Raw genomic sequence first — 18,710 nt, forward strand, 5'->3', positions numbered from 1 at the left:
ACCGGACATTTCTAAAAAGCCCAAACCCGGACATCTGAAACCAGCCTCGACATTGGTTGTAGAGGCTAAGCAGTAATGTCCGCTTTTAGCCAAGTTCAAATGTCCGCTTTTCCGCAGCGTAAGCTGACCGGCCGCCGGCGATCCGGCGCGGGAGGCATGGATGGCTGCGACCGAACGGATAACGATGACGATGCGCGAACTGGACAGGTTCAAGGTCATTCAGGCGATCGTTGAGATGGGACTGAAGCCCGGGCGGGCTGCTGAGCGGCTGGGTCTGACGGTGCGTCAGGTCGAGCGGCGGGTGAGCCGGCTCCGACAGTACGGGCCGTCTGGTGTGGCATCTGGCAAGCGTGGACGCCCGGACAACCACAAGCTGCCTGTGCCAGCAAGAAGCAACGGGCGTTGCCGCTATAGCGCCAACGCCCGTCCCAAACGAAATGCATGGACCCTACGTCGCAGCTGAGAGGTAATCCGCCAACCGGGCCAGCATCGCATCGCAATTGCGCAATTGTTCAACGGTGACGAATTCGTCCGGCTTGTGCCCCTGCTCCATGCTGCCCGGTCCGCACACCACCGTGGGAATGCCCGCCTGCTCGAAAAGGCCGCCCTCAGTGCCGAACGCAACCGTGCCGAACTCGCTGGAGCCGCTGAGCAACGCCAGAAGACGCGCCGCTTCGCTGTCGGGCGAAGTCGCGAGGCCCGGATAGGCGGAGAGCGGCTGAAGGCGGATGTCGGTGTCGGACTTCACTGCGCGCATCTTCGGCAGCAGGTCGGCTTCGACGTAGTCCTGCAACGCGTCGGCGACCTGGTTGGCATCGAAACCCGGCAGCGCGCGCACTTCAAAGTCGAACTCGCATTCGGCGGGCACGATATTCAGCACACGGCCGCCCCTGATCACGCCTGTTTGCACGGTCGAGAACGGTGGATCGAACCGCTCGTCGTGATGCTCAGGTTGTGCCAGCTGTTCGCCGATCTCCTCCAGGCGACCGATCATCCGCGCCGCGTATTGAATCGCGTTGACGCCGTACGGCGCGTAGGCCGAATGGCAAGGTGCACCTTTCACCTGGCAGCGCATCGCCAGCTTGCCCTTGTGGCCCAGCACCGGCTTAAGCCCGGTCGGCTCGCCGATCAGGCACAGGGCCGGTCTGTGCGCACGTCGTTCCAGTTCCGCCAGCATCGGCCGGACGCCGAGGCATCCCACTTCCTCGTCGTACGAAAAAGCGAGGTGCACGGGCACTTTCAGATCGCGCTCGATGAACACGGGTACCGCCGCCAGCACCGAAGCAATGAAGCCCTTCATGTCGGCCGTGCCGCGGCCATACAGACGCCCATCGCGTTCGGTGAGACGGAATGCATCGACGGTCCACGGCTGGCCATCGATGGGCACGACGTCGGTATGGCCGGACAGCACGATGCCGCCTCCTTCACGCGGGCCGATGGTCGCGAACAGATTCGCCTTGGTGCGCTCGACGTTGTAGAACAGCTCGCTTTCGACGCCGAGTTCGTCGAGGTATTCGCGAATGAATTCGATCATCTCCAGATTGGAGTCGCGACTGACCGTGGCAAAGCCGATCAGCCGTTCAAGCAGCGCGCGGCTGGATCTGTCATTCATTGCCGGGCACTCCGTAGCTCGGCGCGGCAACCGGATTCAGCGCGCGCGTCAGATAGTCCTGCATCTGCGGCCGATACGCCTGCCATAGACCGTCGAGCTGGCCGATAGGGTCGTCATCGGCCCAGTCGACCCGCAAGTCCGCGATCGGCCAGATCACGTCGCCCACTATCCTGAGCGCCGCCGAATGCACGGGCCCGGCTTCGCCGCCGGCAGCCATCGCGGCATGCATGGCCGCGAGCAGGCGGTCGGCAAGCGTGCCGGATGTCTGCTCGAAAGCCGGAATCATCGCCTCTATCACTTCGACGCCAGCAAGCATGTTGCCTGCGGCTACACATTGCTCGCCAGCGACGGCGTGATACGTGCCCAGCGCTTCCTTGCCGCTGAAGAACGCCGTGCGGCCCTGGCTGTCAATCACTGTCACCTGCCTGTACTCACTCCATTCGCGCGCGCCGAGTACACGCTCCAAAGCTGCGGCGGGATCGAGCTGCCCGTTCTCCAGAAGATCCAGAATCTGCGGGCCGAGCGCAGGCAGCGTGACGTTCTGCGTCGCCACCGCGCCCACACCTGCGCGCAGCCATGGGCATCGGGCGCCTACCGCGATGCTGGACGAACTGATCGCGATGCCGAGCTGCCCGGATTCCGGGCAGCGTCCGACGATAGAAAATGTCATGTCCCGCTCCTCAGGCCTTCGGCGGCGTCCATCCGTCCGGAATGACGGCGATAACGTCGATTTCCATCAACCATTGCGGTTGACCCAGTGCGACCACGACGAGGCCGGTGGAAATGGGAAACACGCCCTTCAGCCACTTGCCGACTTCCTGATAGACCGGCTCACGATAACGGATGTCGGTCAGGAACGTCGTCGTCTTGACGATATGAGACAGGTCGCTGCCCGCCTCTTCCAGCAACTGCTTGACGTTCTTCATGGCCTGCTCGGCCTGGGCGCGCGGATCGCCGAGACCGACCAGGCGGCCTTCGAAATCGGTTGCCACCTGACCGCGCACATAGACGGTGTTGCCCGCGCGCACGGCCTGACAGAGATCGTTGTCGAGCGTCTGGTTCGGATACGTATCCTTCGTGTTGAACATGCGGATACGGGTATGCGTAGGTTGGCTCATCAATGCACCTTAATGCTGGGAAGAAATGGATCGTTGACTAAAGAGGCGTGCGCATCAGTTCACGCCCATTTCGCTGACTTTGTGCACGCGTGAACCGGCCGGCGTGTTTTCAACGCTTTCGATGCTATCGCCGCTTTGCGCATCGCGGCACTGTGGATGGCGTTGTGATTCATCGTAATAGGCGAGATATTTCCGCTGCGTGACGATGTGATCGGCGATATGCCTCGCGTCGTGCCACACGCCCCAGATAAATGCGGAGCCGCGGCGCGACAGCCAGGGCAGACCGAGGAAATAGATGCCCGGCTCCTTCGATACGCCGCGCTGATGCTTCGGTTTGCCTTTCTCATCGAAGGCGTTGACGTTCAACCAGCTGAAATCGACGGCATAGCCGGTCGCCCAGACAATCGACGTTACACCGGCTTGCGCCAGATCGAGATCGTGCAACGGGTGCGTCAGGCATTCGGGGTCCGCAGGAATGACGCGGGCTTCGGGTTCATCCGGAAGATCGAGGCCGTTGCGCTCCGCATAGGCGTCGGCTGCGTCCAGCAGCGACAGATAGTTCTCGTCCCCCCGGGCGATATTCTCTGCGAGATCCGCTTCGAAGGTCACCACGCCAGCGTCGAAAGACTTCGTGAGGCCGACGAGCGTGATGCCCTGATGCGCGAGACGCCGGAAGTCGACCGTATGGCCGCCACGCGAACCGCTCACCGCAATCGTGACGTGTTCCCTGCCCGGCTTCATGACCTCTGCATCCCATTCGCCGAGCACGCCCAGCCACCAGCAGAAATCGCGCCCACGGTAGGCGCGCGGCGGACGATCATGCGCGCCAACCGACAGATAGACACGCTTGCCCGCACGTTGCAACTCGTCCGCGATCTGCACGCCCGACGATCCTGCACCCACCACCAGCACGCCGCCTTCAGCCAATTGCGCGGGATTGCGGTAGTCGGCGGAATGAATCTGCGTGAGCCTCGAATCCTGCGGCGCGATCGGCGGAATCACGGCCCGCTGGAAGGGTCCCGTCGCGACGACCACGCGATCGGCCTTGATCGTGCCCTCCGATGTTTCGACGGTGAAGCCCTGCTGCCCCGCATTGCGCACGACCTTCCTTACTTCCACGCCGGTATGGATCGGCGCTTCAAACTTCTTCGCATAAGCGACGAAATAATCCGCGACCTGCTCCTTCGAAGCGAATCCGTCCGGGTCGAAGTCCGCGAACTCGAGATTGGGGAACCGGTCGTGCCACGCGGGGCCATTGGCAACCAGCGAATCCCAACGCCCGGTGCGCCAGCGCTCGGCGATCCGGGCGCGTTCCAGCACGAGATGCGGCACACCGAGCTTGCTCAAGTGTTCGCTCATGGCAACGCCGGCCTGGCCGGCGCCGACCACGAGCGTGTCGATTGACGTTGCTTCCAGTGTCATGGCTATGTCCTTCTGAAAAGGCGGTGTGTTTCTACCGGATTGCGGCCTCGCGGCCTTCGAGCGCGCGCAACCGTTGCGGGCCAGTTGTGTTTTCCTGCGGCGTACTGCCGCCCGGTCCGTTCGTCTGACTGAAAATCTACGCGCCCCATCAGAATCTGAAAAATATATTTAAAAAATGCATGGCATCGGATTTACCTATGCAAGCCTTTTTGACCGTTCCACAATGGCGCCCATCAGTGCGGCCGGATGTGTGCGGTCCACTGAGGGGCTTGAACATGGAGCGTGGTCGATGGAAAGTCACCCGTTACGGTACTCGTTGCGCCAGTTGCGCTATTTCGTGGTCACTGCGGAAGTGCTGTCGTTCACTGCTGCCGCGAAGCGCCTGCACATCTCCCAGCCGTCCATTTCGACGGCGCTCGCCGACCTCGAAGTGTCGTTCGGCGTGCAACTCTTCATACGACATCATGCGAGCGGCCTCTCGCTCACGCAGGCCGGACGCGATCTGCTCGGGCAGGCGCGCAATCTGCTGAAAATCGCGGAAGAATTGCAGATGGCTGCCAAGGAAATGGACGGCGGCATGACAGGCGCCATCACGCTCGGCTGCCTCGTCTCGCTCGCCCCGCCGCTCATGCCGCGGCTCATCAGCCGCTTCGCGGACGAGCACGCAGGCATCTCGTTTCGCACAGTGGAGGCCAATCAGGACGGCCTCCTGCGCGGTCTCCACGACGGCTCGCTCGACATCGCCCTCACCTACAGCCTCGACCTGACCGAGGACATCGCCTTCACGCCGCTGCTTTCGCTGCCGCCGTACGCGATCCTGCCGAGGACGCATCGGCTGGCACGTGCCCGCAAGGTGTCGCTGACAGATCTCTTGCCCGAGCCGTATGTGATGCTCGACCTGCCGCACAGCCGCGAGTATTTCGCCGCGCTCTTCGATGCGGTGGGCAGCCGCCCGGTGCCGGCGTTCCGCTCATCGCAGCCAGAGGTCGTGCGCGGCATGGTGGCTAACGGTCTCGGCTATAGCCTGCTCAACTTTCCGCTCAAATCGAATCGCACGGTAGATGGAGAGGAGTTCGTCATTAAGCGCTTCAAAGACAACGTCAATGCGACGATGCTTGGCATCGCGCAATCGCGAACGATGAAGCCGCGCCAGGTTGTGCAGCGCTTCGCGTCGTTCTGTGAAACCTATATTCAGCGACTGCATCTCGATGCATGAACCCGTGCTCCCGGCCTGTTTCAAGCCGGTACCCGCTGCATAGGTAAAAGCTTTGCTTTGTATCTAAAAACAATATTTTGGCTTGTGATTTGGCTTGATAGATTGGAGTCCATGTTGAGCGCTTCGTCGCAATAGCGGTGTCGCCGCTCTCACCATGAGGAATCAAGGAGACACCATGGCCAACCCGGCAAGGACGATCGCAGTGCAGGCGCTTGTTGACGAGTTGCAGGCGGGTTGCGAACGGCCCTTCAGCGATGCGCATGCGATGCCGCCCGGCGTCTATACGTCGTCCGAATTCCTCACACTTGAAGAGCGCACTATCTTCGAGCGCGAATGGCAATGCATCGGCCGCGCCAGCGCGCTCAAAGCGCCTGGCGATTACATGACAGGGCGTATAGGCGCGCAACCGGTCGTCATCCTGCGCGACGAAACGATGCAGCTCAAGGCGATGTCGAACGTGTGCCTGCATCGCATGTCCGTACTGCTCGAAGGACGCGGCAACGTGCGTCGCATCGTCTGCCCGTATCACGCGTGGAACTATTCGCTGGACGGCGCGCTGCAAGGCGCGCCGCTCATGGACCGGCAAGAAGGCTTCTGTAAGGAAGGCTACAGGCTGCCCGCCGTGCGCTGCGAAGAATGGCAGGGCTGGCTTTACGTGACGCTCGACGAAAACGCTCCGCCTGTGCATCAGCAGCTCGCCGCATTGGACGAACTCATCGGTGCATACGGCATGTCGGACTACATCGAAACTTTCCATGAAGAGCACGTGTGGGACACGAACTGGAAGATCCTCACGGAAAACTTCATGGAGAGCTATCACCTGCCGATGCTGCATCGGGCGACGGTAGGCCCCCATTCGCGGCTCGAGGAAATGGAATGCCCGCCCGGCCATCCCGCCTTCAATTACCACTGGATCACGAAGGAAGCGTCCTTGCCCATCGGCAACGCGCATCCGGACAACACGCGTCTCACGGGACACTGGCGCAAGACCACGGCGCTGCTTGCGATCTACCCGACGCATCTCGTCACGCTCACGCCGGGTTACTTCTGGTATCTCGTGCTGCAGCCTCAAGGCGTGGACCGCGTGCAGATCCGCTTCGGCGGCGGACTTGCGCCGGAGTTCATCGCGGATCCCGAGGCCAACGCGCACATGACGACGTTGAAAAAGCTGCTCGATGAAGTGAACGCGGAAGACAAACGCGGCGTGGAAGCCGTCTTTCGCGGTGTGCACGCGCCGCTCGCGAAGCCCGGCAACCTGAGCCCTCTAGAACGCCCCAACTATGACTTCGCGCGCTACGTCGCCAGCAAGGTCGCCGCGACGCAGCCCGGCACGCATTGAAAACGCCTTATCGACAGGACGCGATCACGATGTCAAACCCTTCCTTCATTTCATTCTCGGGCGTAAGCAAGTCGTATGACGGCGCGCAATACGTCGTCGATGACTTGAACCTCGACGTGCGCAAGGGAGAATTCCTGTCGCTGCTCGGTCCGTCAGGTTCGGGCAAGACGACGACGCTCATGATGCTCGCGGGATTCGAATCGCCCACGCACGGCGAAATACGCCTCGACGGACGGCGGCTCGACGACAAGCCTCCGCATCAGCGCGACATCGGCATGGTGTTTCAGAACTACGCGCTCTTTCCGCATCTGACGATTGCGGAGAACGTCGCGTTTCCGCTTTCCGTGCGACACGTGAGCCGTGCCGAGCAGAAGACGCGCGTGAAGCGCGCGCTCGAGATGATTGAACTGCCGCATCTGGCGAACCGTCGTCCCGCGCAGCTCTCCGGCGGACAGCAGCAGCGCGTGGCGCTCGCGCGCGCGCTCGTGTTCGAGCCGAGCGTCGTGCTGATGGACGAGCCGCTCGGCGCACTCGACAAGCACCTGCGCGAGACCATGCAATACGAAATCATGCGTCTGCATCGCGAACTGTCGCTGACGATCGTCTACGTAACGCACGATCAGGCCGAAGCGCTCACGATGTCGGATCGTGTCGCCGTATTCTCCGATGGTCGTATCCAGCAGGCCGCGACACCAAGCGAACTCTACGAGAACGCGCAGAACGCGTTCGTAGCGAACTTCGTCGGCGAGAACAACGGGCTGACCGGGCGCGTCGTCAATGCAAATGACGAGTGGGCGACATTCGCGCTGTCGGACGGCAGCATCATTCGTGGCCGTTGCGAACCTGGCCTGCGCGCGGGCGACGAAGCGATGCTCGCGCTGCGCCCCGAACGTGCCCATATTCCCAGCGCCGAAGGCGCGCAAGCCGACGAACACAGCAATGTGGTGCGCGCACGCGTCGAGGAGCTGGTGTATTGCGGCGATCATCATCGCGTGCACCTCGCGCTCGGTTCGCGCGATTCCTTCGTCGTGAAAGTGCCGAATACACAGCGCCATGCGTTGCCTTCGCCCGGCAGCGCCATCGAGATCGCATGGCGCCACGACGACTGCAAGATTCTCGCGATGAGCGTGCCACGCAGCACGCCCACGATTCATGTATCCACACCGCCCTCACCTTCCATCATCACGACCGCACCAGCAGGAGCCAACTGACATGCGCACTCTCATCAAAACACAAAGCGCCGCACTCGCCGTATTCGCCGCAGCGGCTTTCACCACCGTGACCACTCAGGCAGCCGAGACGCTCTCCGTCGTGACCTTTGGCGGCGCGTATGAGGCAGCGGCTAAAAAGGCCTATTTCGAGCCGTTCACGCAGGCCACCGGCATCGGCTTTTCCACGGAATCGTATGACGGCGGCCTCGCGAAACTCTCTGCGATGGAGCAGGCGAAGAACACGACGTGGGACCTGATCGACCTCGAAACGAACGATGCGATCACTGCCTGCGACGAAGGCCTCCTGCAGAAGTTCGACAGGAAGTCGATCGGCAAGACGAGCGACTTCATCCCCGGGACGATCAGCGATTGCGCGGTCGCGAGCATGGTCTGGTCGACGGTCTACGCGTACGACGCGAGCAAGCTCAAGACTGCCCCGACTTCCATCAACGACTTTTTCGATCTGCAGAAATACCCCGGCAAGCGCGGCCTGCGCAAGTCGCCCAAGGTAACGATGGAGTGGGCGTTGATCGCAGACGGCGTCGCACCGAAGGATGTCTACAAGGTGCTCGCGACGCCTGCCGGCGTAGATCGCGCGTTCAAAAAGCTCGACACGATCAAACAGAACATCGTGTGGTGGGAGTCGGGTGCGCAGGCGCCGCAGTTACTCGCGGACGGCGCGGTCGTCATGACGCAGGCCTACAACGGCCGTATTTCCGACGCCGCGCAGAAAGACAACAAGCCATTCAAGTCTGTCTGGGACGCTCAGGTCTATGACTTCGACTGGTGGGCCGTGCCGACGGGCGCGAAGCACGCCGATGCCGCCGCGAAATTCATCGTCTCCGCTTCGCAGCCGAAGGCGTATGCGGACCTGTCGAAGTACATCGCCTACGCGCCGCCGCGCAAGGACGCGATCGCGCTCATCGACAAGCAGCGTCTCGCCGATCTGCCGACCGCGCCCGACAACTTCAAGCGCGCGTTGCAGATCAACGCGAACTTCTGGGCCGACAACGCCGACCAGATCAACAAGCGCTTCCAGGTCTGGCTGACGCAGTAATCCCATCGTCCGACGAGAGCCCAACTTGACTACTCACATGCCCGCTTCGGCCCCCGCGAGGGGCACGGGCTCTCCGACGAGAGCCGGGGGCCGCGCGTCGTTTCAGAAGGCGCGCCGCCGCGCATCGGCGCAGGCGTTGTTGCTTGCACTGCCGCTACTCGTGTTTCTGCTTTCGACGTTCATTGCGCCGATCGGGCTGCTGCTCGCGCGCAGCGTGGAGAACCACGAAGTGCCCGACAGCATGCCCGCGCTCACGCACGCGCTCGATGCGTGGGACGGACGCGGCGTGCCGGACGAGCACACGTTCGCCCTGCTTGCTGCGGGGCTGAGAGAAGCGCAGCAAAGCGGACAGCTCGGCACTGTCGCGCGACGCCTGAACTTCGCTCAGGCCGAGTTCCGCAGCCTGTTGATGCGCACCGCGCGCCAGCTGCCCGCCGATGCGCCGGGCGCGTGGAAACCGACGCTCGTCGAGCTCGATGAACGCTGGAATTCGCCGGAGACGTGGCGCCTGCTGAAGCGGGCGGCCACATCGCCGACACCGGACTTTCTGCTCGCCGCCGTCGATGCGCAAGTGACACCGCAAGGCGCGGTCGCGTTTGTACCTGACAACGCTTCCGTCTATCGTCAGGCGTTCGCACGCACCGTTTCGATCAGCGCGACGGTCACGCTGCTGTGCCTCCTGCTCGGTTATCCGGTCGCATGGCTGCTCGCGAATCTGCCTGCGAAAAGCAGCAACCGGCTGATGCTTCTCGTGATCGTGCCGTTCTGGACCTCGCTGCTCGTGCGCACGACTGCGTGGTACGTTTTGCTGCAACCGGGCGGCGTCATCAACAGCCTGTTGATGGGTCTCGGGCTCGCCACGCATCCACTGCCGCTCATCTTCAACCGCACCGGCGTGCTGATCGGCATGACGCATGTCCTGCTGCCTTACATGATTCTCGCGATCTACTCGGTGATGAAAAGCGTATCGCCCGTGTACGTGCGAGCCGCGCAATCGCTGGGTGCGCACCCGTTCACCGCGTTCGTGCGGATCTACATTCCACAGACGCTGCCTGGCGTAGGCGCAGGCTGCTTCCTCGTATTCGTGCTCGCGCTCGGTTACTACATCACGCCCGCGCTGCTCGGCGGCGCAGGCGACGAGATGATCAGCCAGCTCATCGCGATACAGACCAACACGCAACTCAACTGGGGCCTCGCCGGTGCGCTCTCGGCCTATCTCGTGATCTTCACGGCGATCTTCTATTTTCTGTTCAACCGCCTTGTCGGCATCGACCGCCTGCGGTTTGGTTGAAATCAGGTCGAGACACGCGGACACGACGAAGGAACGACATGCAAGGTCAACGCAACACGGTACGGACGGAGCGCATCGCCGGGCGCTGGGTGCGGCTGCATACAGCGCTTGTGCTGTTCTTCCTGATCGCGCCGATCCTCGCCATCATCCCGCTCTCGTTCAATTCGGGCTCGTACTTCTCCTACCCGTTGCAGGGTTTTTCCCTGCGCTGGTACGAGCAGGCGCTCACAAGCCCCGACTGGCAACGCGCGCTGCTGAACAGCATCGGCATCGGCGCGGCATCGACACTGATCGCCACATGTCTCGGCACGCTCGCCGCGCTGGGGATTTCGCGCGCGCAGTTTCCGCTGCGCCCGGTGATCATGCCAATCATCATCTCGCCGATGATCGTGCCGATCGTGGTCGTCGCCGCGGGCTTTTATCTGATCTTCGCGCCGCTCGGCCTCGTGAACTCGTATCCCGGCGTGGTGCTGGCGCATGCGGCGCTCGGCACACCGTTCGTCGTGATCACCGTGACGGCATCGCTGCTTTCGTTCGACCAGAGTCTGTTGCGCGCCGCTTCCGGGCTCGGCGCAACGCCATGGGTCACATTCAGGCGCGTGATCCTGCCGCTCATCACGCCGGCGGTCGCGACCGGCAGCGTCTTCGCCTTCGCAACCTCATTCGACGAGGTCATCGTCATCCTGTTCATCGGCGGCCCGGATCAAACAACCGTGCCGCGGCGGATGTGGAGCGGCATTCGCGACTCGATCGACCCATCGATCCTCGCCGTGGCGACGATGCTGATCGTCTTCGCAGTGCTGCTCTTCGCGAGCATTAACTGGCTGCGTGGGGCTAGAATAAGGGCCTGACGCCCCCTCCCGGTCAGCATGCATTGCCGTTGCCAGCACGCACGTTAAAGAAACGACGCGTCTTGCTACGCTTCCCTCGGCACCGGCCTCAAACGACATCCTCGCGTTGACCTGCAGCGTGGCCGCCTGGTGCGATTCGATCAAGCGTGTTCATGTCCTGTGCGAAGCGCCCGTTCTGATTTCGCCCTGGGGTCCTGGCTGAATCCGGTGACAAACGTATGTTCGGATGCACATCCTTTAGATTACGCGTGCATTACTGCGGTATAGGGCGCACACTGGCCGTATTCGGCACGTACCGTCTTCGGTTCTGCGTCGGCTTCCACTCAATCGCGATACCCATGGGATACCGTGGAATCCAGAATTTTATTAAAGGAGTCGAAATGCAAAAGACAGCCCGAACGATATCCCCCATGTCCGCCACCCAGAGTGACTTCGCCCTCACGCAGAAAGCGCGTGTCGCGGCGATCGCAAAGGCGGATAACGACCGCGCCCAGAAGCGGCAGGACAACGACGCCCGCATTGACGTCAACGCCGGCAAGTGGCGGTATGTCTGCCAGAAAGATTAGACGGGGCGCGATTCATTGTGATCAATTTCCCCAACCCCAGTCGCTCCTACGACGCATCCAGGCATTGCGTCTGCTTCTGGGGTTACGACGACGCTCGTGAGATCGCATTTCTGGTCGAAGATGCGATGCTGACAAAGCTGAACCCCGACCAGGGTTCTGACGAACCTGCGTTGCTGGCCGCCTTCGATCGTAACCGGGACCGGATTCAGGAACTCGCGCGGAACCTGTATAAGAGCGGTCCCCGCAACAGGTACACGATCTCCTGAATGGAAAACCGTATAACCTGCCCGCTCACGACGCTTGCCGGTAATAAAGATTCTGCGGATGCCGGGCTTCTGCAAAGAAGAACCAGCGCTCGGCCACCAGCCCGACATACTGGATCGCACAGGCGGCACAAAGCAGCCAGATCGACACAGGGACTGAAGTCGAACTGCCGCCCAGCGCAGTCAGACCGAAGGGAACGGCAAATGCAGCGACGAGAAACGTCCACTTGATGCGTTGCAGCGCGCGCGGCGTCTGCCCGTGAAAAAACTCCCGCAAATTGAATGCGCCTGCGGTGAAGCCACGCGAGGTCTGCACGACCTTCGGTGACTGGATGCCCGTCGCGCTCTGTACTGTCGACTTCGGCCGCAAGCGCGCGTTGCGTACGAGCGATGCAACCCGGCTCGCGCAACCCGCCAGCGTAAGCACGCATGAACAGACCGCAAGTACCGCCACGAGCGATGGTGCGAGCCACGCGGCACAAGCCGTCGCGAGCGTGAACCCCGATGCGCATCCGAGCAGCACGAAGTTCACCATCGTAAGCGGCGTAGCCCATTCCTGGAGGAAGCGCAGGCACGCATAGATCATCGCGGTGCATACGAAGAGCGCCAAACTCGCGAGCATGCCAAGCGCGCCCAGCGCCAGCGACCAGGGCGAGCCTGACCAATGGGCAATGCCGTAGGCAAACGCGCAGGCAAGGAACACGGGCAAGGCGAGACATTCGCGCGACAGCCACGACGTACGCCACATTGCGACCGCACGCCAGGCGCGCTCCGGATGCCCGAGATGGAAAAACGATGCGAGCAGGCCCAACGCGCCAAGCACTACCGCGAGCGCCGCGCCAACGACAAAGAAGGTCTGGGGCGGCGCCATGGCAGTCGCAATCAAACCCAGTCGCGACGCGAACTCTACGCCGAACAGCGCTATCAACAAGCCCTGCCCTGCACCGCTCAATGTGGTCAGAAATACGACCGAAAATGCGGGTTTCATCTATCCCTCCTCAATCGCCTCATTGCGGGTTGTGCTGGCACGTTCGACTCACTCACGCCTCGCCGCGGCTGCAAGGTGCAGGTGCCCGCGCTCCAGTTGCTGCTCGATCGACGCGCCGGAGGAAGTCTCCTGAACCAGGAAAATCCCCGCTTGAGGAACAGAGGACCCGGCCTGTACGCTGTCCGACTTGCAGGAACACGCGTCGCCGTCGCAGGAGGAGGATTTCTTCTGGCGGGGCAAGTAGTGGTTCGCGGGCTTCGTGCCCCATTCCGGCATCAGTTGGTAGCCGCCACGGTCGCGAATTGCCTGCGACACCACCGAATCCGGATCGTGAACGTCGCCGAACAGCCGTGCGGAGGTCGGGCACGCCAGCACACAGGCAGGCTTGCGGTCGCGTTCGGGCAGCGCCTCGTTATGGATGCGGTCCGCGCACAGCGTGCACTTGGTCATCTCCTTGCGCGCTTCGTCGAGTTCCCGAGCGCCGTAAGGACACGCCCACGCACAGTACTTGCAGCCGATGCACCTGTCGAAATCGACCAGCACCAGGCCATCTTCCTTGCGCTTGTAGCTCGCGCCGGTCGGACACACCGGCACGCACGGCGGATCTTCGCAATGCAGACATGACTTCGGGAAGTGGATCGTGTCGGTGAGCGGAAACTCTCCCGCTTCGAAGGTCTGCACCCGGTTGAAGAACGTGCCCGACGGATCGGCGTCGTAGGGACGAAAGTCGGCCAGACTGCCCGCCTCGCCCGACGTATTCCATTCCTTGCAACTCGTCACGCACGCATGGCATCCCACGCAGACATTAAGGTCGATTACCAGCGCCATCTGTGTCATGAGAGGCTCCTCATCCGTTACGCCTGGGCGTACCGCGCAGGCGCGCCGCGAACTCGCCGCGCCCGGCAAAATAGGTTTGCACGAGGCGCTGCACGACACCGGTCGAACCCGGCAGCGCCTGCATCGGCGCGAACTGCGGCAACGTGTGATCCGCGTCGGCCTCGGCCGGATAGATCCGCACGCGCACGTCGTACCATGCCGCCTGTCCGGTGACCGGATCGGAATTCGAGGTACGCGCCGGGTGTCGCGCCGTGCCCGGCAGTTCGTCTGTGATCAGGTGATTCAGCAGGAAGCCACGTTGCGATTCATTGGCGTCGGGGCCGAGGTTCCACGCGCCAGCCGCCTTGCCGATCGCATTCCACGTCCACACCGTGCCCGGTTCCACCGCCTCGCTGTAACGCGCCATGCAGCGCACCTTGCCCCACTGCGATTCGACGTAAATCCACCCGCCGTCTTCGATACCGTTTGCGCGTGCCATCAACGGATTCATGAACAGGTAGTTTTCCCCATGAATCTGCCGCAACCATGCATTCTGCGAGTCCCAGGAGTGATACATCGCCATCGGCCGCTGTGTGATAGCGGCAAGCGGATAGCGCTCAAGATCGGTGGCGGCGAGTTCGAGCGGTTCGTACCAGAACGGCAGCGGATCGAAGTACCGCTCAACACGTGCCCGCAGGTGGTCAGGCGGCTGGCGCCCGGTGGTTTTGCCTTGCGCCGCGAGGCGGAATTTCTGCATCACGTCCGAGTAAAGCTGGATCAGGATCGGCGTATCGAACTTGCGAAAGCCGTGTTCCACCGCCCACTTCAGATAGGGGCCGTTGACGCCGCGCATGTACTGCAGCGTCTCGGGCAGCGTGTAATGGAATACGCAGTTGTTTTTCGCGTACTGCTCCCACTGGTCCGGATTCGGCTCGCCCACCAGCGCCTTGTCACCGTTCCTGCCGCGCCAGCCGATCAGGAAACCCACGCCCGAGTCCGGCGCGGTCTGGAAATTGACGACGAAGTCCGGATAGTCGCGGAATTTTCGTGTGCCCTCAGCCGTTGTGAACGCCGGCAACTTCAGACGGCTCGCCAGTTCAATCAAAACTTCCTGAAATGGCTTGCATTCGCCGGTTGGCGGCACGACCGGGACACGCACCGAATCCACCGGACCATCGAACTCCGAGATCGGCCGGTCGAGCACCGACATCGCGTCGTGCCGCTCCAGGTAAGTGGTGTCGGGCAGGATCAGGTCGGCGAACGCGGTCATCTCCGACTGGAACGCGTCGCAAACCACCAGGAACGGGATTTTGTATTCGCCGTCATCGCGCTTGTCCACGAGCATCTTGCGGACTTCGACCGTATTCATCGACGAGTTCCATGCCATGTTGGCCATGAAAATCAGCAGTGTGTCGATCGGGTAGGGGTCGCCGCGCCATGCGTTGGTGATCACGCTATGCATCAGGCCGTGCACGGCGAGCGGATATTCCCACGAGAAGGCCTTGTCGATACGGGCCGGGTTGCCCGCGGCGTCGATGAAAAGATCTTCGGGCGCGGCCGGCCAGCCAAGCGGCCCGGCGGCCAGCGGCGTATTGGGCTGCACGGCGTCGGGACTGTTCGGCGGTTTGGCCGACGGCGGCGCCGCACGCGGGTACGGTGCCTTGTGCCGGAAGCCGCCCGGGGTGTCGATCGTGCCCATCAGCGACATCAGCACGGCCAGCGCGCGAATCGATTGAAAGCCGTTCGAATGCGCTGCGAGGCCACGCATTGCGTGAAAGGCGATCGGGTTGCCGGTGACCGTCTCGTGGATTTCGCCCCACGCGTCAATCCACTGGATCGGCAACGTAATCTTGTGATCGCGCGCTGCGTCCGCCATCTCGCGTGCAAGCCGCCCGATCGTGTCGGCGGGAATGCCGGTGATCCCGGCCGCCCATTCCGGCGTGCAGCCGGCCACGCGCTCGCGCAGCAACGCAAACGAAGGCGTCACCGGCGTGCCGTCATCGAGCGTGTAGCTTCCCGACATCGCCGGCACTGCGCCGCGCGTGTGATGCAGCACCGGGCGCCGGGTAATCTGGTCCCACCACAGATGATTTTGCGGAAACAGCGGATTGCCTTCGGGTGTCTCGGGGTCGCGCACGAACAGGCCAAACGTGTCGGCATCCGCATTCATGTCGAGCAGTTCGCCGGCATTCGTGTAGCGTGAGACGAACTCATGGTCGTAGGCGTCGCTCTCGATCAGCTCACGGATCAACGCCATGAACAGCGCACCGTCAGTGCCGGGACGGATCGGCACCCATTCGTCGGCAATCGCGGCGTACCCGGTGCGAACCGGATTGATCGCGATAAACCGGCCGCCGGCGCGCTTGAACTTCGATAACGCGATTTTCAGCGGATTCGAATGGTGATCCTCCGCAGTGCCGATCATGAAGAACAGCTTCGCGTTGTCGAGGTCCGGGCCGCCGAACTCCCAGAACGAACCGCCGATCGTATAGATCATGCCGGCCGCCATGTTCGCCGAACAGAATCCGCCGTGCGCCGCATAGTTCGGTGTCCCAAACTGTCTGGCGAAGAGCCCCGTCAATGCCTGCATCTGGTCGCGCCCGGTGAAGAGCGCAAATTTCTTCGGATCGGTGGCGCGCAGATGGGCAAGGCGTTTTTCGAGCGTGGCGAATGCCACCTCCCACGACACAGGTTCGAACTGCGCGGTGCCACGCTCCGCGCCCGCTTTGCGCATCAGCGGCCGGGTCAGTCGCGCCGGAGAGTATTGCTTCATGATCCCCGACGAACCTTTCGCGCAGATCACCCCCTGGTTCAAGGGATGGTCGGGGTTGCCATCGATGTAGCGCACCTCGCCGTCACGCAGGTGCACGCGAATGCCGCACCGGCACGCACACATGTAGCACGTCGTGGTCTTGACTTCGAGTGTCTCGTTCTGCGTACGTGCGTGGTGTTTCATATGCGCCTCACGTGGGCACGCTGCAGTGTATGCGCGCGTGCGTGCGGAAATACGTCGAACTACCCTCGAATCCTAGGAGCGATACATACCGAAGAAAAGTCGCCATTTCATATTGACTCTATCGCCCAGGCCTATAGTTACGCTTCCAGCCCCCCGGGCCGACTGATTGACACGCATGCGTTGGCGTGCGCGACGTGACGGATCGTTCCTTTAACGCTCCGGCATGCTTGCCCGCGTCATTGTGCAAAGCATACCGAACGCGACCGATCGATTCCCCCCTCTCGCCGAGGGGGAGGGTTACCGTGCATCCAGGCCCGATGCGCCACCTATGGTGCGGGAGATGATCAACCTTCCCGGTACCGGACGTCCGTTTCACTTTACTTTCAATCCGGACTACACTGAATCTGACATGCCCCTCCACCACGCATCCCCTGTCTTCCTTAGCAGATGTTTTTGTCGTGCTCCACGAGCCGAAGCAAGCCGGGTCGGTTCGTTTCCAGACACCACTTGAACGGGACGACTCATCATGGCTGACACGAGCTACATGGCACGAAAATCCGTCGCGGATATCGTGGGAAGCGCTGATGTGGAAGGAGGCCACGCGCTATCGAAAACGCTCGGCGCCACCAGCATCACGGCGATGGGAATCGGCGCCATCATCGGCGCAGGCATCTTTGTCCTGACCGGCACCGCCGCAGCGCAGTTCGCCGGCCCCAGCATCGTCCTGTCCTTCGTGCTTGGCGGTATAGCGTGCGCGTTCGTCGGCCTGTGCTACTCCGAACTGGCGGCCATGCTGCCCGTATGCGGCAGCAGTTACACCTATACCTATGCGACGCTGGGCGAAATATTCGCGTGGATCATCGGCTGGGACCTGATCCTCGAATACGCGATGGGTGCCGCGACCGTTGCGGTCGGCTGGTCCGGTTACATCGTAAGCCTGCTGCACAACGTGGGAATCAATATACCGCCCGTTCTGGCGACCGCGCCCGGCACCCTCATCAAGCTCGCTGACGGGACGACAGCAACAGGCATCGTCAATCTGCCGGCGATCGTGATCATCGCGATTCTCACCACCATGCTCGTGCTCGGCACGAAGGAATCCGCACGGCTCAACAACATCATGGTGGCGGTCAAACTCGTCGTGGTGGTCGCCTTCATCGCACTCGGCGTGTTCTTCATCAAGCCGGCGAACTGGCATCCGTTCATTCCGGCAAATACGGGAGAGTTCGGCAACTTCGGCATGAGCGGAATTCTGCGTGGCTCGGCCGTCGTGTTCTTCGCGTTCATCGGCTTCGATGCGGTGTCCACTGCCGCGCAGGAAGCGAAGAAACCGCAGCGCGACATGCCGATAGGCATCCTGGGATCGCTGGTCATCTGTACAGTGCTGTACATCCTCGTCGCGGGTGTGCTCACCGGGCTCGTACCTTACGCGGAGTTGAATGTTCCGGATCCGATCGCTAAAGGCGTAGACGCCATCGGTCTCACCTGGTTCTCCGTCCTGATCAAGATCGGCGCGCTAACCGGACTGACCACCGTGATTCTCGTGCTCCTGTACGGGCAGAGCCGCATCTTCTTCACGATGTCGCAGGACGGTTTGCTCCCGCCTCTGTTCGCGCGGGTTCATCCGCGTCTTCAGACGCCTCATCTGAGTCAGATCCTGATCGGCACAATCGTCGCGATCGTGGCCGCGCTTACGCCGATCAGCGTGCTTGGGGAGATGGTCAGCATCGGCACCCTGTTCGCCTTTATCCTTGTGTGCGGCGCCGTGATCTATCTGCGACGCAGTGATTCCGGTGCTTCACGCCCCTTCCGCGTTCCGGGTGTACCCATTGTGCCGGTTCTGGGGATCCTGTTCTGCCTGCTGCTGATGGCGGGACTGCCGCTCGTCACCTGGGTGCGGCTCGTCGTCTGGCTGGTGATCGGATTGACCATCTATGTGACGTACGGACGGAATCATTCGAAGCTGCGGTTTCCCGAGCGTCACTGAGAACGAGGGGGTGCCGG

Annotated in this window: 17 protein-coding genes and 1 pseudogene; 10 read left to right on the top strand and 8 right to left on the bottom strand. The window is 62.1% G+C overall.

The window, feature by feature from the left end; genetic code table 11:
- A partial coding sequence (locus LPA36_RS28505; RefSeq protein ID WP_228883899.1) for a hypothetical protein occupies positions 1-219 on the bottom strand: 219 nt, incomplete at its 3' end.
- On the opposite strand from LPA36_RS28505, the pseudogene LPA36_RS28510 reads away from it, so the two are divergent.
- Positions 161-376: pseudogene (locus tag LPA36_RS28510) on the top strand (helix-turn-helix domain-containing protein); the annotation flags it as partial. The gene LPA36_RS28505 and the pseudogene LPA36_RS28510 overlap by 59 nt on opposite strands.
- 72 nt (positions 377-448) lie before the next feature.
- Here the strand turns inward: LPA36_RS28510 and argE are convergent.
- Genes argE through LPA36_RS28530 form a run of 4 tightly spaced genes read right to left on the bottom strand, consistent with a single transcriptional unit; the run spans position 449 to position 4,152 of the window.
- On the bottom strand, positions 449-1,612 hold the full coding sequence (gene argE / locus LPA36_RS28515) for an acetylornithine deacetylase (protein ID WP_228883860.1): 1,164 nt from the start codon (positions 1,610-1,612) through the stop codon (positions 449-451).
- Positions 1,605-2,282, bottom strand: coding sequence for a DUF1028 domain-containing protein (locus LPA36_RS28520; RefSeq protein ID WP_228883861.1), 678 nt, complete (start codon positions 2,280-2,282; stop codon positions 1,605-1,607). Before LPA36_RS28520 ends, argE begins: the two co-directional genes overlap by 8 nt.
- A gap of 10 nt (positions 2,283-2,292) precedes the next feature.
- Entirely contained in the window at positions 2,293-2,730 is a 438-nt protein-coding gene (locus tag LPA36_RS28525; RefSeq protein ID WP_228883862.1) for a RidA family protein, read from the bottom strand.
- Positions 2,731-2,784: 54 nt separating this feature from the next.
- The gene (locus LPA36_RS28530; protein WP_228883863.1) at positions 2,785-4,152 is read right to left on the bottom strand and encodes a flavin-containing monooxygenase; all 1,368 of its coding nucleotides are present in this window, start codon (positions 4,150-4,152) and stop codon (positions 2,785-2,787) included.
- A 289-nt stretch (positions 4,153-4,441) separates the two neighbouring features.
- Between LPA36_RS28530 and LPA36_RS28535 the strand changes: the two genes are divergently transcribed.
- The 8 genes from LPA36_RS28535 to LPA36_RS28570 all read left to right on the top strand — a co-directional run bounded on the left by LPA36_RS28535 (position 4,442) and on the right by LPA36_RS28570 (position 11,949).
- Complete coding sequence (locus tag LPA36_RS28535) at positions 4,442-5,368, top strand: LysR family transcriptional regulator (protein WP_228883864.1); 927 nt, start codon at positions 4,442-4,444, stop codon at positions 5,366-5,368.
- Between the two features lie 175 nt (positions 5,369-5,543).
- A complete protein-coding gene (locus LPA36_RS28540; protein WP_228883865.1) occupies positions 5,544-6,707 on the top strand; it encodes an SRPBCC family protein in 1,164 nt (387 codons plus the stop codon).
- Between the two features lie 29 nt (positions 6,708-6,736).
- Positions 6,737-7,918 carry an ABC transporter ATP-binding protein gene (locus LPA36_RS28545; RefSeq protein WP_228883866.1) on the top strand — a complete coding sequence of 394 codons (1,182 nt, stop codon included), beginning with the start codon at positions 6,737-6,739 and terminating at the stop codon, positions 7,916-7,918.
- A gap of 1 nt (position 7,919) precedes the next feature.
- Positions 7,920-8,975, top strand: a complete 1,056-nt coding sequence (locus LPA36_RS28550) for an ABC transporter substrate-binding protein (RefSeq protein WP_228883867.1) — start codon at positions 7,920-7,922, stop codon at positions 8,973-8,975.
- 37 nt (positions 8,976-9,012) lie between these two features.
- Positions 9,013-10,266 carry an ABC transporter permease gene (locus LPA36_RS28555; protein ID WP_228883895.1) on the top strand — a complete coding sequence of 418 codons (1,254 nt, stop codon included), beginning with the start codon at positions 9,013-9,015 and terminating at the stop codon, positions 10,264-10,266.
- Positions 10,267-10,304: 38 nt separating this feature from the next.
- Entirely contained in the window at positions 10,305-11,117 is an 813-nt protein-coding gene (locus tag LPA36_RS28560) for an ABC transporter permease (protein ID WP_228883868.1), read from the top strand.
- Between the two features lie 410 nt (positions 11,118-11,527).
- Entirely contained in the window at positions 11,528-11,683 is a 156-nt protein-coding gene (locus LPA36_RS28565; RefSeq protein WP_228883869.1) for a hypothetical protein, read from the top strand.
- Between the two features lie 14 nt (positions 11,684-11,697).
- Positions 11,698-11,949, top strand: a complete 252-nt coding sequence (locus LPA36_RS28570; RefSeq protein WP_228883896.1) for a DUF1488 family protein — start codon at positions 11,698-11,700, stop codon at positions 11,947-11,949.
- A 25-nt stretch (positions 11,950-11,974) separates the two neighbouring features.
- Here the strand turns inward: LPA36_RS28570 and LPA36_RS28575 are convergent, their stop codons facing one another.
- Genes LPA36_RS28575 through LPA36_RS28585 form a run of 3 tightly spaced genes read right to left on the bottom strand, consistent with a single transcriptional unit; the run spans position 11,975 to position 16,706 of the window.
- Positions 11,975-12,934 (bottom strand): dimethyl sulfoxide reductase anchor subunit family protein, encoded by a 960-nt coding sequence (locus LPA36_RS28575; protein ID WP_228883870.1) that lies wholly within the window; start codon positions 12,932-12,934, stop codon positions 11,975-11,977.
- Positions 12,935-12,982: 48 nt separating this feature from the next.
- The gene (locus LPA36_RS28580) at positions 12,983-13,771 is read right to left on the bottom strand and encodes a 4Fe-4S dicluster domain-containing protein (RefSeq protein ID WP_228883871.1); all 789 of its coding nucleotides are present in this window, start codon (positions 13,769-13,771) and stop codon (positions 12,983-12,985) included.
- Positions 13,772-13,781: 10 nt separating this feature from the next.
- Positions 13,782-16,706, bottom strand: coding sequence for a molybdopterin oxidoreductase family protein (locus LPA36_RS28585; RefSeq protein ID WP_228883872.1), 2,925 nt, complete (start codon positions 16,704-16,706; stop codon positions 13,782-13,784).
- Positions 16,707-17,232: 526 nt separating this feature from the next.
- Between LPA36_RS28585 and LPA36_RS28590 the strand changes: the two genes are divergently transcribed.
- The gene (locus LPA36_RS28590) at positions 17,233-18,693 is read left to right on the top strand and encodes an amino acid permease (RefSeq protein WP_407674356.1); all 1,461 of its coding nucleotides are present in this window, start codon (positions 17,233-17,235) and stop codon (positions 18,691-18,693) included.
- Positions 18,694-18,710 lie beyond the last annotated feature (17 nt).

The organism is Paraburkholderia saeva, assembly GCF_907164555.1.
Lineage (GTDB): Bacteria > Pseudomonadota > Gammaproteobacteria > Burkholderiales > Burkholderiaceae > Paraburkholderia > Paraburkholderia saeva.